14 protein-coding genes and 2 pseudogenes are annotated in these 15,057 nt (G+C 36.1%); 5 read left to right on the top strand and 11 right to left on the bottom strand.

Going from position 1 to position 15,057, the window contains the following annotated elements; translation table 11 throughout:
* Nucleotides 1–5: 5 nt before the first annotated feature.
* The 3 genes from AC4CVD_RS17235 to AC4CVD_RS17225 form a co-directional block, all read right to left on the bottom strand.
* Nucleotides 6–677, bottom strand: a complete 672-nt coding sequence (locus AC4CVD_RS17235) for a response regulator transcription factor (protein WP_005246441.1) — start codon at nucleotides 675–677, stop codon at nucleotides 6–8.
* Nucleotide 678: 1 nt separating this feature from the next.
* A complete protein-coding gene (locus tag AC4CVD_RS17230; RefSeq protein WP_000916208.1) occupies nucleotides 679–2,355 on the bottom strand; it encodes a phosphoethanolamine transferase in 1,677 nt (558 codons plus the stop codon).
* A gap of 137 nt (nucleotides 2,356–2,492) precedes the next feature.
* Nucleotides 2,493–3,197: an IS6-like element IS1008 family transposase gene (locus AC4CVD_RS17225; protein WP_001067783.1), complete on the bottom strand. Its 705-nt coding sequence runs from the start codon at nucleotides 3,195–3,197 to the stop codon at nucleotides 2,493–2,495.
* Between the two features lie 230 nt (nucleotides 3,198–3,427).
* Here AC4CVD_RS17225 and AC4CVD_RS17220 point away from each other — a divergent pair.
* The 3 genes and pseudogenes from AC4CVD_RS17220 to AC4CVD_RS17210 form a co-directional block, all read left to right on the top strand.
* Nucleotides 3,428–3,583, top strand: a pseudogene (locus AC4CVD_RS17220) (IS5/IS1182 family transposase); the annotation flags it as partial.
* Between the two features lie 186 nt (nucleotides 3,584–3,769).
* A complete protein-coding gene (locus AC4CVD_RS17215; protein ID WP_004758942.1) occupies nucleotides 3,770–4,387 on the top strand; it encodes an AAA family ATPase in 618 nt (205 codons plus the stop codon).
* Nucleotides 4,387–5,385, top strand: a complete 999-nt coding sequence (locus AC4CVD_RS17210) for a ParB/RepB/Spo0J family partition protein (protein WP_004758941.1) — start codon at nucleotides 4,387–4,389, stop codon at nucleotides 5,383–5,385. Before AC4CVD_RS17215 ends, AC4CVD_RS17210 begins: the two co-directional genes overlap by 1 nt.
* Nucleotides 5,386–5,508: 123 nt before the next feature.
* Here AC4CVD_RS17210 and AC4CVD_RS17205 read toward each other — a convergent pair whose 3' ends face one another.
* The 5 genes and pseudogenes from AC4CVD_RS17205 to AC4CVD_RS17185 form a co-directional block, all read right to left on the bottom strand.
* The gene (locus AC4CVD_RS17205; RefSeq protein WP_004758940.1) at nucleotides 5,509–6,819 is read right to left on the bottom strand and encodes a replication initiation protein; all 1,311 of its coding nucleotides are present in this window, start codon (nucleotides 6,817–6,819) and stop codon (nucleotides 5,509–5,511) included.
* Nucleotides 6,820–7,519: 700 nt separating this feature from the next.
* A pseudogene (locus AC4CVD_RS17200) lies at nucleotides 7,520–7,921 on the bottom strand (IS30 family transposase); the annotation flags it as partial.
* 88 nt (nucleotides 7,922–8,009) lie between these two features.
* Nucleotides 8,010–8,360: a hypothetical protein gene (locus AC4CVD_RS17195; RefSeq protein ID WP_490753543.1), complete on the bottom strand. Its 351-nt coding sequence runs from the start codon at nucleotides 8,358–8,360 to the stop codon at nucleotides 8,010–8,012.
* A gap of 203 nt (nucleotides 8,361–8,563) precedes the next feature.
* Nucleotides 8,564–9,898, bottom strand: coding sequence for an ISNCY family transposase (locus AC4CVD_RS17190; protein WP_490753541.1), 1,335 nt, complete (start codon nucleotides 9,896–9,898; stop codon nucleotides 8,564–8,566).
* Nucleotides 9,899–10,068: 170 nt separating this feature from the next.
* Complete coding sequence (locus AC4CVD_RS17185) at nucleotides 10,069–10,818, bottom strand: hypothetical protein (RefSeq protein ID WP_005245148.1); 750 nt, start codon at nucleotides 10,816–10,818, stop codon at nucleotides 10,069–10,071.
* A gap of 63 nt (nucleotides 10,819–10,881) precedes the next feature.
* On the opposite strand from AC4CVD_RS17185, the gene AC4CVD_RS17180 reads away from it, so the two are divergent.
* Nucleotides 10,882–11,976, top strand: coding sequence for a ComEC/Rec2 family competence protein (locus tag AC4CVD_RS17180; protein ID WP_005245147.1), 1,095 nt, complete (start codon nucleotides 10,882–10,884; stop codon nucleotides 11,974–11,976).
* A gap of 64 nt (nucleotides 11,977–12,040) precedes the next feature.
* Here the strand turns inward: AC4CVD_RS17180 and AC4CVD_RS17175 are convergent, their stop codons facing one another.
* From AC4CVD_RS17175 to AC4CVD_RS17165, 3 genes are all read right to left on the bottom strand, one after another.
* On the bottom strand, nucleotides 12,041–12,355 hold the full coding sequence (locus AC4CVD_RS17175; protein WP_005098515.1) for a BrnA antitoxin family protein: 315 nt from the start codon (nucleotides 12,353–12,355) through the stop codon (nucleotides 12,041–12,043).
* Nucleotides 12,342–12,629 carry a BrnT family toxin gene (locus AC4CVD_RS17170; RefSeq protein WP_058870606.1) on the bottom strand — a complete coding sequence of 96 codons (288 nt, stop codon included), beginning with the start codon at nucleotides 12,627–12,629 and terminating at the stop codon, nucleotides 12,342–12,344. Before AC4CVD_RS17170 ends, AC4CVD_RS17175 begins: the two co-directional genes overlap by 14 nt.
* A 265-nt stretch (nucleotides 12,630–12,894) precedes the next feature.
* Complete coding sequence (locus AC4CVD_RS17165) at nucleotides 12,895–13,512, bottom strand: cytochrome b/b6 domain-containing protein (protein WP_002054947.1); 618 nt, start codon at nucleotides 13,510–13,512, stop codon at nucleotides 12,895–12,897.
* Between the two features lie 348 nt (nucleotides 13,513–13,860).
* Here AC4CVD_RS17165 and AC4CVD_RS17160 point away from each other — a divergent pair, with 348 nt between their 5' ends.
* Nucleotides 13,861–14,562, top strand: a complete 702-nt coding sequence (locus AC4CVD_RS17160; protein WP_002058850.1) for a VIT1/CCC1 transporter family protein — start codon at nucleotides 13,861–13,863, stop codon at nucleotides 14,560–14,562.
* The last annotated feature ends 495 nt before the right edge of the window (nucleotides 14,563–15,057 follow it).

Here is a 15,057-nt window from a genome sequence, read left to right as displayed (position 1 = left end):
GGCGCTCATCCTAAGCGATACCCTAGCCCACGTATGGTACGTATGAAGTCTTTTCCTAGTTTTGCCCGCAGATGATGGATATAAACTTCTACCGTATTACTGCTTACATCACTATCAAAATCATAAAGCTTGTCTTCTAAATCGTTTTTAGAAAAAATTTTGCTAGGATGCATGAGGAGTGCAGTGAGAATAGACCATTCCCGATTAGATAACTCGATCGGTTCATCATTAAAGCATGCAATGTGCTGTTCCAGGTCCAGTTCCAGCCCACTGTGTGATAATTTCTTATTTATATCTGTCACAGTATTTTTTAAACCACTACGGCGTATTAAGGCATGAATACGGGCCAGTAGCTCGTCAAATTCATAGGGTTTAATCAAGTAATCATCTGCTCCCTGATTCAGCCCATCTACCCGATTTTGTAACTGATCCCGGGCAGAGATAATCAGCACCGGTAAATTCGGAAACTTCTGCCGGATATTTTTTAGCACCAGCATGCCATCCATCATCGGCAAGCCTAAATCGAGCAGGACAATATCGTAGACCTGCTGCTGTAACTGTTTTAAACCCTCAATCCCATTATTGACCCAATGCACATCAAACTGATGCAGCTTGAGCAATGTTTCAGTCGACTCGGCAATCATAAAGTCATCTTCAATAATCAGTATTTTATGCATTTCAAGCTCTATTCTTTAATGATGGTGAGCATTGTGCAAGCATATCATTTTTAGCTTCAGTCACTTGCGTTTTTATATCCAGTAAACTTAATAAGCTGGGGAAAAGATGATCCTGACTACGGGCCTGTTCGGTCTGTCCTTTGAGACAGCTGACCTGCTGGGTATTCTGCTGCTTCCAGGCATCGGAGAACCACATCAGCATCGGGACATGGGTTTGCTGGGTCGGTGCCATGCTATAAGGAGCACCATGCAGGTATAAACCATGCTCTCCGGTGGATTCTCCATGATCAGACAGGTACCAGAAACCGGTCTGATATTGAGTCTGCTGCTTTAAAGTTTCAATGATCTGGGCAAGAACATGGTCTGTATATACAATCGAATTATCATAGCTATTCTTTAATTCTTCTGTACTACAGCCCTGAATAGCATTGGTATTACAGGTCGGTTGAAATGGCTGATATGGCGCTTTGGAACGCTTGTAATATGCGGGGCCATGACTACCCATCTGATGCAGTACAATTAATTGTGGTTTCGGGTTGTTTTTATCCAGATGTGCCAGATAATCTTTCAGGCTATCCACCAGGATTTCATCAAAACATTCACCACCGGCATCACACCACTTCTGTTTCAGTTGTGCCGGAATCTGGTATTTTTGTACCCGGTCACAGGCACCTTTACAGCCCGAATTATTATCAATCCAGGTCACCTGATACCCGGCGCGCTGAGCAATATCCAGTAAACCTTCTCGGTGGCTGGCTAACTGTTCATCATAGGTTTCACGTGACATGCCCGAAAACATACAAGGGACTGAAACAGCTGTGGCAGTTCCACAAGAGCTGACCTGATTGAAATTAATTACTGGTAACTTGCTCAGTTCAGGATTGGTATTGCGCGCATAGCCATTTAAAGCGAAACTCTCGGCACGTGCAGTTTCTCCCACTACCAGCACCATCAATTTGGGTTGTTTCTGTATTTGAGCCTGCTGCAGCAGATGGGCATCTTCACCATAAGGAATCAAAGGCAAATTCGCTTTAGGTGCTTTCTTTTTATAGTAGGATACGGTGGATGCAATGCTATTTTGTGGGGAAATCATGCCCTTCAGATCGCGGTGCTCGCGGAAGATGGCTGCATAATCGACATAAAAACAGAATAACAGTCCTAGAATCAATACGGCCGAAAGCAGACTGCTAAGGCTTTTATGCAACAATTGACGCCCGAAAGATGCAGGCTGAATGTTCAGCATCCAGATGATACACAAAGGAAAAATCACAAAGACCAGCGTCCAGATCACCAGCCGTATTGACCAGAGATCACGGACTTCCCGAGCATCGGTCTGCAGCATATTCTGGATCTGGTCCGGCGTAATAACAACCCCCAGACTATTGACAAAATAAGCACTAAAACCGCCCAGAATGATCAGCACACTGGCCAGTATCTTGGCATTCCATTTCCAGTTCAGCCACTGCAAGACCAGATTGTACAAGCCGATAACTACCAGGACTGTAGCCGCCAATAATGCGCCTGCCTTGAGGTTGGTATAAGGCGTCAATTGATGGATTTTCTGATAGAAAGCAAAGTTTAAGACCAGTCCCAGCCAAATGGCGAGTAACAGGTTGAAGCGTGCAAGGCTGATGGGTTTGATCTGGCGTAGACCGGGAAAAGAAGGCAGCTTAAGCATTTTTTTAGTTCAAAGACTTTAATATGCTTTAGCCTAAAATTTGAATCTTAAAAATGACTTAAAATAATCTGAGAACTACAAAAACGGCACTGTTGCAAATAGAGATTTGAGTCGATGATGTTCCCTTTAAAAAGTGCTTAGAGACCGAAAACCCTGTTGATTAGACACACTTCACCCTGAGGCTGACCATAATAAAATGACGATGCTTGTCCTTTACGTAGTGCACGCATGACTTCAATACCTTTAATTGTGGCATAAGCAGTCTTCATAGATTTGAATCCTAATGTGGCCCTGATTATCCGCTTTAACTTACCATGATCACATTCAATCACGTTATTTTTATACTTAATCTGCCTGTGCTCAATATCTACTGGACATTTTCCTTCTCGCTTTAATCGTGATAAAGCATGGCCATAGGTCGCTGCTTTATCTGTATTGATGACCCGTGGAATTTGCCATTTTTTCACCGTATTGAAGATCTTTCCTAGAAAACTATAGGCTGATTTACTGTTCCGTCTAGCGGAAAGGTAAAAGTCAATCGTATGACCCCGTTGATCAACTGCACGATACAGGTAAGTCCATCGCCCCTTCACTTTGATATAAGTCTCATCCATATGCCATGAATGTAAATCTGTAGGATTACGCCAATACCAGCGTAACCGTTTTTCCATTTCTGGAGCATAACGCTGAACCCAACGATAAATTGTACTGTGATCCACATTTATGCCTCGTTCAGCGAGCATTTCTTGAAGTTCACGATAGCTGATGCCATATTTACAATACCAACGAACAGCCCAAAGAATGATTTCACCTTGAAAGTGCCGACCGTGGAAGGGATTCATCTGCTGTATCTCGAAATAAATAAGATATTTAGCTTATCATGTCAGCCTATTTGCAACAGTGCCTTATTTTTTTATTTAATCTGTCTGTGCTCAACAAGGCTTGGAGGAAATTTCCCTTCCTGCTTTAGCCTTGATAAAGCAGGACTGAACCGTACCGGGTTTGTCGGAGACTTTTTTATTTAAGTTAGGCCACCTGACCTAACGGGTTAATCTTATCATAGTACATTGCTTCTTTGGTGGAAGCCAAAATGCATTGCATCAAATTATTGGGGGATAAACTGAGTGCAAGGAACTTTCAAAGCCAGGTCAATGAGATTCATGCCCGTGTAGCAGTATTAAATAAATTTATGGAATTAGGCCAACCTCATACCCAAGTTATCACTTAAATTTGAAGTGATATGGGGAACCTTAATTTTTAAATCTTTGTGCAACAAGGCCTATTGAATCCGAAAAAGATAATAACTAGGCTTATAGATAATTTGATTTTTTAAATTTCCACAGTGGAAATTTAAAAATATTTTTTTTATTTTTTTATTATGCTAATATAAATTTAATTTTTATATATATTACCCATGACAATATACGTAATCGCAAATCAAAAAGGTGGTGTTGGAAAGACAACGCTATCAACCAACTTAGCTGTTGCTCTGAGTAAAAAAGGCAAGACGACTCTTGTAGATGGAGATGATCAACAATCCTCTATAAAATGGAGTAAACGTAGACTACAAGATTCTATTACAACCATTGCTCTTAAAGATAATTTAAAAGAAGAATTACAACAATTAAAACAAAATAATAAATATATTGTATTGGATGTTGCAGGGCGTGATTCAGCTGAATTTCGTTCAGCATTATTAACAGCAGATGTTCTTATTATTCCAACACAACCTAGTCAAACAGATATTGAAGTACTACCTTTTGTTCTAAGATTAGTAAATACAGCAAAACAAGTGAATAAAAATTTAAAAACATTTGTGGTGTTAAATAAAGCCCCAACTAATAATAAATCTACAGAAATTGATGCTGCTTTAGAGCTATTACAGCAAGTCAAGTCTGTTAAAACACTAAATACAATTTTGCGTGATCGCAAACAATTTCGCGATGCGATGATCGAAGGAAAATCAGTATTAGAAATGGGTAGCAGCAAAGCAAAAGATGAATTAAATGAATTTTTGGTGGAGATCCTGTAATGGCAAAAAAACCATTAATTGTCGATTTTAATGATTCTCTTGAAATGGAGCAGGCATTTATTAATGCAGCAGGAACAGGAAAAGTATCGTTAATATCATCAATTGAAAATAATATTGTTGATGTACCTATAGAACTTATTGACTTCTCAGAGCATCAACCTCGTATTATTACAGATAAAGTTTTACAGGAAGTTGAAATTCTTGCCACGAGTATTGCAACGAATGGACAAATTTACCCTATTGTTGTTATAAAAAAAGAGGAAAGATATGAGCTCGTCGGTGGAGAAAAAAGGTTTAGAGCTGTTCGAGATATATTAAAGCATAAGACGATTCGTGCAATTATTCGAGATGATAAATCCAAGGAAAAAACAGCTTTAATTTCATTGATTGATAACTTACATCGATCGAATCTTAGTGATTTTGAATTAGTCAACGCCATACAAAAACATTGTAATGAGTTTGGATACTCTATACAAAATGTAGAATTTATCACTCAAAAATATCAACTAGATCAATCTAAATACTTTAGATTAATGAGCTTTTATAAACTTCCAGATTATATAAAAGAAGATCTAAAAATAAATCCAAAAGCTATTTCAGGTGCAACTGCACAACAATTGTTAACCGAATTAAATAAACTCGTTTTAAAATTTAATCATCAATTGGTTGAATCTGCCACATTTAATATATGGAAAAAATATCTAAATGAATTTACAGAAACTAATCGTCCATCAAAAAAATTCATTTACGAAATAGAAAAAGCATTAACTGTACAAGAGATAGCTAAAAAGCAAGAACAAAATATCACAAATACGTCTAAAATTAATAAAATGGTACTAAAAGATAAAAATGGTCTTAAATTTGGCTCAATTAAGATTGAAAAAAATCTCAATGGGAAGACAGTCGTAAATATTCGTACTAGTTTAAATGCTGAATTTAATCAAGAAAAAATTGAAAAACTAGAAGCTTTTCTTGCTGATTTAGACGATAAGGTATAAAAAATTATAAATTTCCACAGTGGAAATTTATAATTGAGTATCCAATATGTTATAGATTGATATTGGATACTACCATTTACCATATATATAAGATTAAAAAATGATACATAAGAAAGGTTATCATCAGAAAGGTAGTTGATCTTCTGCAGGATCTAAAATTTCATCCATATCAGAATCTGCAATATTTTTATCTTCATGCTCTGCCATATTATCTTCAGACGCATCTTTTTTAAAGATATTCATATTGCGTTTTGCTTGTATCCAAAAATAGTAATCCAGATCAATAAGTTTATGATCATTCAATATATCTAACTTATTTGTTAATAAGCTACGCATCGTTTTTTTAGCTGTAATCGTATCCAAATCACCTAAAAAATAACCATAATCGTTTAAGAAAACATCACAATTCACTAAAACTGTGATTTGCTTAGAGCTCAACTTAGTGACTGGTTTAATATATTTAACGCGTTCTTTATCTTTAAAGTGTGATCCATCATCACTATATGGAATTGCATTTTTAAGATGTTTTTCTTTTAATCGATCAATAATACGTTGAAAAATTAGATTTCTATGCTCTTCCTTCATTTTGTAAGTAAAACGTATACCTACAACAAATTTTCCATTTTTAATCGTTTCATAATCAATTTCAAGATTACTTAACTTATTAATTTGTGTTTTAGCAACATTCAAAACACGGCTTTTTAAGTTATCGATTAGTTTATATTTATCTTCAATATCTAAAGCAAAACGCAATCTTTCCAAACTTATATCATGAATTTGCTGAATACCTAATGACTCAGCTTTCCATAATTCAGAATTGAGAATCCTATAAATCCGCATGGCATAATTAGAACGCATCCGCATAACATAGCGAATTTGGTGTGTACTAAATGAATGCGTCATACCTGTCGGATTAATTAAGTTGTAGAAGTAATTATAAAATTCTCTAGCAAAACGAATCTGCATGCATTTAGTTTCTTTACTATAATGACAATAAATAATCATTGGTACCTTAATTGGTGTAGGATCATCTTTTTTCTTGATCAACATTACCTTAGGCTTATAACTATCATAAACACGCTGCAAGGCCTTTTCACCATACCGATGAATTTCATATAGCTCACTTGCTGTGACAACATCTTTATCTAAATCTTTTTCTGAAATCAATTCACCAAAATTAGCTGCACTAATCGTAATTAACTCATCTGGATCAAAGCGCATATTTTTATTTAGTTCATTTTTGCGCACAGCAACCATAGCACAGTACACTAGCTTTTCTTCATTAGCTTCATAACTGTAATTTGCAGTGGTCATATCATTACGTGTAGCCACTAAATCAGTGTATTGAACACGACGAGAAGAAGGCTTTATTAATTCTGTACTTTTCAAACCAAACTCCGTGGTTACAATTTTATAACCATACATTAATAACATTTTGTATTGAAATCAACAATGAAAGCAAACAGATCAATAAAAATATATCTTTTAGCTTACGGACAAAACGTATGGTTATTCACAGATATTTAATAAAATTATCAACAACGGACAAAACGTATGGTCATTTCATATAATCTAATAAATAATGAGAACAGGACAAAACGTATGGTTATATCAAAAATAAAATTCAAATAAGCTCAAAGCATTGCTATTAAATGCTTTTAATGTCATTACAATAAAAAAAATAAGTAAAATAATCCAATATATCAATAGAAAGAAAAACCAATCTTCAATAAAAAAGCATGTACATCGGACAAAACGTATTGATAGTGCTTAAAACATCATCATTTATTTGGAATAGAAAAAATTCATGGTTATAGTTTTTATTGTGCTAACTGCAATGAATATTTGTATATTCACTTTAAGAGAATTTTTACTATTGATAATTTTGTGGATAAATTGAGACAAAACGTATGGTTATAGGACAAAACGTATGGTTGAACGGACAAAACGTATGGTTGAACGGACAAAACGTATGGTTGAACGGACAAAACGTATGGTTGAACGGACAAAACGTATGGTTATTAATGAATAACCAATTGAATTTAAATATAAAAATATCCTTATAAACCTTATTAAATATATATAAACATATATAAATACTTATAAACCTTTAATTTAATTTTTTAATAAAATTTTAAATAAGACGAATTGAAGCAACAAGTGCAACACTATAAAAACCAGCGATCACTTCACTGAGTGTATACCAACATAGTATCTTTCTAGGACGATTATTTAGACCAAACTCTATCTATTCTATTCGCTCTTTTGATACATCATCAAACGATAAGGATTTTGGCAAATATTCATTCGTATTTTCATTTTTAGCGCGTTGATTAGACTTTTATGGATCCACAAAGTAAGTGTCTATGCATGCATCTGTTATCCTACTATGCTCTGAAAACTCCTTACCATTATCAAAAGTCACACTATAAGCATGACTGCTACGCAAACATTCTAAAGGACACGAGATCGTTTTAGTTGAGGTTCTCATTTGCCACAAATGAACGATATGTACATATAGACTCTTACGTTTCACATTCGAGTAGTTCTAAATTATTTTGGCTGTGATTCATGCAGGAATAATGAAGAGCATTCGACAGCCGTGGGAATTGATCGGCATAGCGTTAGTAAATACTGATTTCGTGATTGAGTTGAACAATACTGTTTTCTACACGTTCCAGTTCGATTTGCAGCTGGTCTTTCGTTTCACAAGATTCTTGCTGTGTTGGAAGATGGATGGTGCTGGACTGTGTGATTGGCTGATAGTTTTCATCTTGTTCAATATTGATAATCGAAATTGATTTAAATGCGAATCCTGGTATGAGAATACATTTTAGGCCAAGATCATTTCTAAGCTTCTGTAATTTTATGAAAATTTTTCCTAGAGGTCTATTTTTTTCATCTGGACTTAAGTCCTCAGGGTGAAAGCCAAAAAAATTTTCTGGAAAGTCAGTAACGTTCTTGATAATAGTCATTAATTTCAGAGTAATAATTCGTTAAATAAAACTTTAATTCAAAAATTAAAAAAGCTCAAGCTATTGTTTTTTATCAACATAAAATATTGACCGAAAAATATTAGAGTTAATTGTCCAAAATTATATTTCTATTTTGGATTTACATTCAGTGTTATTCACCAATTAAAATGTCTATGCGATAAACCATTTAAAATGTCGTGTTTTTAACGACAAGAGTCAAGTACAGGATTCAACTTTCTTTGTTCAATAACAGCTTTCTGAGCTTTACGACTCGGCATACTTTTCTTGAGGCGGGAACGTTTATTCTGTTTTTCCAATGCTTCATGCTGTTGCTGGATATGGGCCAGAACCGAGCCTAATCTTTTATTCTCAACCACTGCATTTTGCTGTAGTCCAGCCAGTTTATTGAAGATGCTGTAGTTGATCTTCCGTCCCTCATACATGATGGCGATAGTTCCATCCGGGTACTCCAGAAATGAAATGTATTGCCCAGCAAGCTTATGATTCAGCTCTGTCGGTTCAAGCATATAAATACACTTGTCATAGGTCAGGGTCAGATTCTTGGTGACCTTACGCGGTTCCTGCCAGGTAAAAATATCATCCAGTTCAAGATCAGATTCGGTTAATGGTCGATGTAAATTCTTTGAGTTTCGTGCACATTTAGCGAACTTCTGATTGAAATGCTCAATAAAGCAGGGTAGCCAAGCATTGGCTTCGGTAATCGAACCAATGCCTTCCAGGCGCATCTCCTTGATCAGGCGGTCCTGAAGGGTTCTGTTGGCACGTTCCACACGGCCTTTGGCTTGGGGTGAGTTGGCGAAGATAATATCAATGTTTAACTCATTCAGAATCCGCCCAAATTGCGTGATCTTGCTATCTTGGCTCGATTTCTGATTGACTCGGAATACCGAGTGTTTATCGCTATAAAAGGCCAAAGGCTTGCCGTATTGTTCAATGTAGGCTCGGGTTGAAAGCATATAGTCAAAGGTCGTTTCAGCCTCACAAAAGCGCAAATGCAACAGCTTGCCAGTAGCATCATCGATATAAACCAGCAAGCAGCATTTGGAAGCTCGGCCTTCAAACCAGTCATGATATGAGCCATCGATCTGGATCAGCTCACCGAAGCAATCACGGTTGTATCGAGGCTGATATGGACGTTTCAGGCGCTTGGATCGAGGAATCCAGAGGTCATTTGCAGTCATCCAGCGACGAACCGTTTCTACCGGGATATTCAGGTCAAACATGCTGCTGAGCTTCTCATGCGCCAAGGTGGGTCCAAAGCCCAGCAAATGTTCAGCAATAATGGAAAGGCACTTTGATTTTAACAAGTCATCATGGCGACGATGGCCAGGTTGACCACGACTGGCATGTGCTATACCTGAGACACCATCTTGATTGAGCTTCTGCAATAACCGGGTAATTTGACGGGTGGAAAGATTCAGGATTTCAGCAGCACGGACCTGGGTAATACGATGATCTCGAACGTCTTGCAGAACTGCAAGCCGTTGAATTTCTTTGTCAGACATAGTGATCAGCATCTATATTTTATATCCAGTCCATGGTGATAAAAACCATCATAAACCAGACATTTTTATTGGTGAGAATATAGACACTTTAAATGGGTTCTAACATTCAGATTTCGAATAAGAGATTTTATGTTAAATAGATTCTTTTAAAAAGGATCTATTGTTTATTATTTTGGCTAGGATCAGACTTTATAGGTTAGGTCTATTAACGTCTTTGCATAGTTAATTGCTGCTCTACGTAAGTTATTTTTATTAATAATTAAACTCCAATACAAAGGCATTAAAAGACTAACTACTAAAGTTAGCCATAAAGCCATTTTAACTTTTTTTATAAAAATACCGAGTTGATGAAAATCTTTTAAAGAACTTTCATAATTGAGGAAAAATAAAGCAACTAAAATTATGAATGAGATTAAGCATATCAATAGCGCTATCCATTTTAATCCCAAACTATTTCTCATGAATCCATAGGTAATATTTTCATTAAGTAATATTTTTTCATCTCTAGTTTTTCCTCTTAACCAAGTCATAGTTTCACTGTACACATTGTCAGCCATATTTGGATCAGCAATTTCTTCTTGAGGAGAAGGCATAGTGAAAGGTGACTTTTGTGTAAGTAGCTCATGAATCTTATCTTTTTTTACTTTATTTAAAGAATTATCACTATGTCTCATAAGTTCGGTTGAGGGTAAAACTTTCCAATCAACTAATGAGTTTTTTTCTACTTTTTTGCCCATATATCTTGCAACATTTGATAGTAGAAATACCATCAAAAATCCGATAAGAACACCAACGATGACATTGGATATTAAAAATTTATTCCAGTCAAAATAAGATGCTATAAGAGCTAATAATGGTAATCCAGCAATACAGGCTGGCAAGAATCGTGCTTTTAATGTGTATTCATCAAAATAGCCAAATAAGTCTTTCATTTTTAATTGAAATTCAAAAAAGTATCCTCATCTATTCTAACAGAATGATTTGAGTACTTAATAATGATTACAAGTTATGAGATAGAATTTTTACCTGTTGGGAATGGTGAAAAGAGTGGTGATTGTATTCTCTTCCATTATTTTGAAGACGGAATAGAAAAAATTATTGCTTATGATGGTGGAACCAGAAAATCTGGTGAAGCTATGGTTGCACATATTAAAAAATATTATGGGACACAGAAAATTGATTATTTAATCAATTCACATCCTGATGGTGACCATGTTTCTGGGTTAATTTATGTCTTAGAAAATATGGACGTTGGGGAAGTTTGGATTCATCAGCCTTGGAAATATAGTGATGAGATTTTAGATCTATTCCATGATGGACGTATGACAGCGAATAGTCTTAGTGAACGTATGAAAGAGAAACTAAGAATGGCTCATTGCGTATATGAACTGGCTGAAGAAAAATCTATTCCTATATATGAACCTTATGCTGGTGCTCAGATAGGACCATTTACGGTTTTGTCTCCTGATAAAGAATGGTACATAAACACATTAGTACCAGACTTTTCAAAAACGCCAACTAAAGCAAAATTAGTAATTGAGAAATTTGTTGATAGTCTGGAAAGCTTCGCTGAAACCGTTAAAAACATACTACGTGAAGCATGGAATGAAGAGAATTTACCTAATAATGTTGAAACATCAGCAGAAAATGATAGTAGTGTAATTTTATATGCGGATATCTTAAATAAAGGAATTCTACTTACTGGTGACAGTGGTGTGAAGGCATTAACTAAAGCTGCTGAATATGCTGAAAATCATGGCTTGCAAATTCAGGAATACATTAAATTTGTGCAAGTTCCACATCATGGTAGCCGCCGAAATGTTTCCACAGAATCATTAGATCGTTTAATTGGTAGTGCTTCAGGTTCTGAACCTAGTATTTTTCAAAAAACGGCCCTTGTTTCAGCTTCTCCTGGTTCTAAAAAACATCCGAGAGATAGAGTTGTAAATGCTTTTATGCGTAGAGGTTTTAAAGTTATAGCTACTAAAGGAAGTATAAAACGACACTATCATGGAATGCCTGAACGAACTGGTTGGACCTCAGCAAGCCCATTAGAGTTTTCTTATGAAGTAGATGATACGGATAATTAAGTTTTTTGAAACTAACATGATACACTTTATACAAGGTTAAAAATGGGAGCTTAAGCTCCCATTTTTACTGATGATTTTTTAATTCTTTTAGCATGGCATCCCGCAAAATTTCATTCATTCGTGTTTGATAGCCTTTGCCTTGAGCTTTAAACCATGCAAGTACATCAGCATCTAAACGAATGGAAGTCTGTTGCTTCACTGGGCGATAGAATTGATTATGGCGTACAGCATTGCTCCAGTCGGTAATTTCGGGCATATCTGAGAGATCTAGCTGATCGTCAGGAACCGTTCCCTTAGCAAGCAAGCGTTGAATTTCAGCATCTTGCTTGTCGCTGAATTTTTCATTCAGTTCTTTGCGTGAGTATCTAACCATGCTCATATCTATCTCGCTCCGCCCTAGTGACTTGTCTTGCACTAATGATTCGTATGATTTCACAGTCATCTTCATCAAAGATGGTGTGAGCTACTAAGAGCATTAGTACGCCTTTTACTTTTCCAATGGTTTGCCAACGTTCTTCACCATCGGTATGTCTGTCTTGGATTGAGATCCTTAATGGATCATCAAAAACAAGGCTTGCTGTTTCGAAAGAGACATCGTGCTTTTTCTGATTCTTTCGATTCTTTGCCTCATCCCATTCGAAATACTGTTCCATAAAAAACATTCAAATTTGTATATACAATAATGTATCACAAAATTGTATCATTCAAGTTGAAAAGCGTAATTTTTAGTCAAATTTATTGGCAAGAACTATCAAAATCGATCATAAAAAAGCCGACTTGTTTCAAAGTCGGCTTTTTGTTCATTTTAGGATTTTCTATTTTTACTAAGTGGTTGATATCTATATTAATATACAAGTGTACTTCGTGTAACCGCCATTATGTTAAATAGAGCTTCATCTGTGTTGCTCTCATAAAAGCTTAGCTAAAATACCAAAACCAGAAAGCGACCAACACGCCTAGTGAAAGGACTGAAGCAAACAGGGTGAACCATGAATGTGATTGTGTCCCCCAAAACATACGCTTTGCTAGCCATTTTTTAAGTAGAACACTATTCAGTGTCAGTGCTGTCAAGTGTAGTAATACAGTAGCTAAAAACAGATTTGCGAATAGTTCATGCACTTCTTTTAAACTGTGGCTATGCGTATAGTCTGTTAAAAAGCCTGCCAGTACAGTTAAGGGCATCAGGCAAAAAGCACCCAGTATGCTCAGCTGAAACAGGCTGGAACTGGCTGCTTTTAAAAATGCTGGGGAAAGCCATTGCTGCGGTTGCGCCCAATAGCGCTGCACAAATGGCTTGATCACATTAAATCGACGGCTCGCCCCTGAAGGCTGAGTATGAGCAAATCGAGAAGCAAGAAACTGCCATAAAATTCTTAATATCAGGCTAATACCAAGTGTATAGCCAAACGCCATATGCACTTGATGCCATTCTTCTGCATCCCCCGTGAGATAAGCCCCAGTAAAGCTCAAAATAATGACGATATGCAGAAATCGAATCAGTAAATCTGTAGAAGATGTTGCTGTGTTCTGAGCCATAAAAAACCTTTGTTGACTGTATTTTAGTTGCAGAATAGCAGCTCAAGCTGAGGTGAATATTAAGAATACAGTCAAAAAAAAATGGCGCTCATTAGAGCGCAATTTTAAAATTGGAAGATCATGTGAATATTAATTTTGTCTACAATTAGCTTAATACGGATTATACGAAGCCTGAACATTGGAGTCGGTTTTTTTAATACGTATAACACCCATTATTAAACAAGGTTATTTTAAATGTAATGGATATGCATCAGTAGTGACTTATATTCTCTATTGTCTAGCTCAATTAAGGTTTACAGATAAAAAATATTTACTATAATCATTCTGATAACAGCAAGGGACTATATTGTGCGCCATTCTTATCATATCGAAAAACATTATATTGAACGGTCAGGGTGGCTACGTGCGGCTGTACTAGGGGCTAATGATGGGATTATTTCTGTAACAAGCCTAGTAGTCGGAATAGCAGCCAGTGGTGCTTCTTCTCAAACATTATTAGTAACATGTGTTGCGGGATTAATTTCTGGGGCGGCTTCAATGGCTGCAGGTGAATATATTTCCGTTAAATCACAACAAGATATTGAAAAAAATGATCTGAAAATGGAGGCACGTGAGTTAAAACTCCATCCTGAACATGAACTGCAGGAACTAAAAAATATTTATATACAACGTGGTTTAGAACCAACTTTAGCTGAAGATGTCGCTAAACAACTAACTATGCATAATTCTTTAGATGCACATGCTCGTGATGAAATTGGCATTTCAGTTCATACCTCTGCCAAGCCATTTCTAGCGGCATCTTCTTCAGCCCTCGCATTTTCTGTAGGTTCATTATTTCCTTTAATTTCAATGATGCTTCTGCCTGAACAATATTTAGATAAAGGTGTCATGCTGATTGGAGTTTTAACTCTCGGAATTATGGGAGCATTGGCGAGTTATGCTGGCGGTGTAAGTATCTGGAGAGGTTCTGTTCGGGTTATGATTTGGGGAATTGTCGCAATGTTATTCAGTGCTTGGATCGGATCACTATTTAATGTTGCTGTGACCTAATATACTTTGTGTATCTGATCACAATATTTTAATCCAATAAATTATTATAGGTTTTGAGTAGTTATTATTCATGAGTTCTCCTAACTTTTAGATACTTATATTACATATGATCTAACCTGATTAGAGGTCAAAACTAAGATACTCAATCATCTGCTTCAAAGATTTTTAAAATTAACATAATACACCTTATACGAAATGTGTTATAATTTTCCTTAGAAATCAATGCTGTAGTTTCTAGTTTATAGCCCAATCACACCCGATTGGGCTTTTTTTATGATTTTTCATGTTTCACGCCTATTCTTTGACCAATGTTTCACGACTTTGTTCATATTAGTTAAACAATCGTGGTTAATCATAGGGGCTAAAAAAACAGCTCCAAAAGCCGAGGTATTAACAGCCTTCAATGCAGATGCAGAAATAGCTTTCGATCTTCAGCCGTACAAGTATCAGTGTTGAAAAAGAAAATTACGGAACTCACTGCTGCATAAAATATTC

This window comes from Acinetobacter sp. LipI_23 (genome assembly GCF_058243045.1).
The sequence above is the reverse complement of the archived record's forward strand: the minus strand, read 5'-3'. Positions and strand labels throughout refer to the sequence as shown.

What these genes read in the sequence shown, in the direction of transcription:
- AC4CVD_RS17215 (WP_004758942.1), top strand. Translation starts at nt 3,770, where the DNA reads ATGACAATATACGTAATCGCAAATCAAAAAGGTGGTGTTGGAAAGACA.
- AC4CVD_RS17205 (WP_004758940.1), bottom strand. Translation starts at nt 6,819, where the DNA reads ATGTTATTAATGTATGGTTATAAAATTGTAACCACGGAGTTTGGTTTG.
- AC4CVD_RS17190 (WP_490753541.1), bottom strand. Translation starts at nt 9,898, where the DNA reads ATGCTGATCACTATGTCTGACAAAGAAATTCAACGGCTTGCAGTTCTG.
- AC4CVD_RS17165 (WP_002054947.1), bottom strand. Translation starts at nt 13,512, where the DNA reads ATGGCTCAGAACACAGCAACATCTTCTACAGATTTACTGATTCGATTT.
- AC4CVD_RS17225 (WP_001067783.1), bottom strand. Translation starts at nt 3,197, where the DNA reads ATGAATCCCTTCCACGGTCGGCACTTTCAAGGTGAAATCATTCTTTGG.
- AC4CVD_RS17170 (WP_058870606.1), bottom strand. Translation starts at nt 12,629, where the DNA reads ATGGAACAGTATTTCGAATGGGATGAGGCAAAGAATCGAAAGAATCAG.
- AC4CVD_RS17210 (WP_004758941.1), top strand. Translation starts at nt 4,387, where the DNA reads ATGGCAAAAAAACCATTAATTGTCGATTTTAATGATTCTCTTGAAATG.
- AC4CVD_RS17195 (WP_490753543.1), bottom strand. Translation starts at nt 8,360, where the DNA reads ATGACTATTATCAAGAACGTTACTGACTTTCCAGAAAATTTTTTTGGC.
- AC4CVD_RS17185 (WP_005245148.1), bottom strand. Translation starts at nt 10,818, where the DNA reads ATGAAAGACTTATTTGGCTATTTTGATGAATACACATTAAAAGCACGA.
- AC4CVD_RS17180 (WP_005245147.1), top strand. Translation starts at nt 10,882, where the DNA reads ATGATTACAAGTTATGAGATAGAATTTTTACCTGTTGGGAATGGTGAA.
- AC4CVD_RS17175 (WP_005098515.1), bottom strand. Translation starts at nt 12,355, where the DNA reads ATGAGCATGGTTAGATACTCACGCAAAGAACTGAATGAAAAATTCAGC.
- AC4CVD_RS17230 (WP_000916208.1), bottom strand. Translation starts at nt 2,355, where the DNA reads ATGCTTAAGCTGCCTTCTTTTCCCGGTCTACGCCAGATCAAACCCATC.
- AC4CVD_RS17235 (WP_005246441.1), bottom strand. Translation starts at nt 677, where the DNA reads ATGCATAAAATACTGATTATTGAAGATGACTTTATGATTGCCGAGTCG.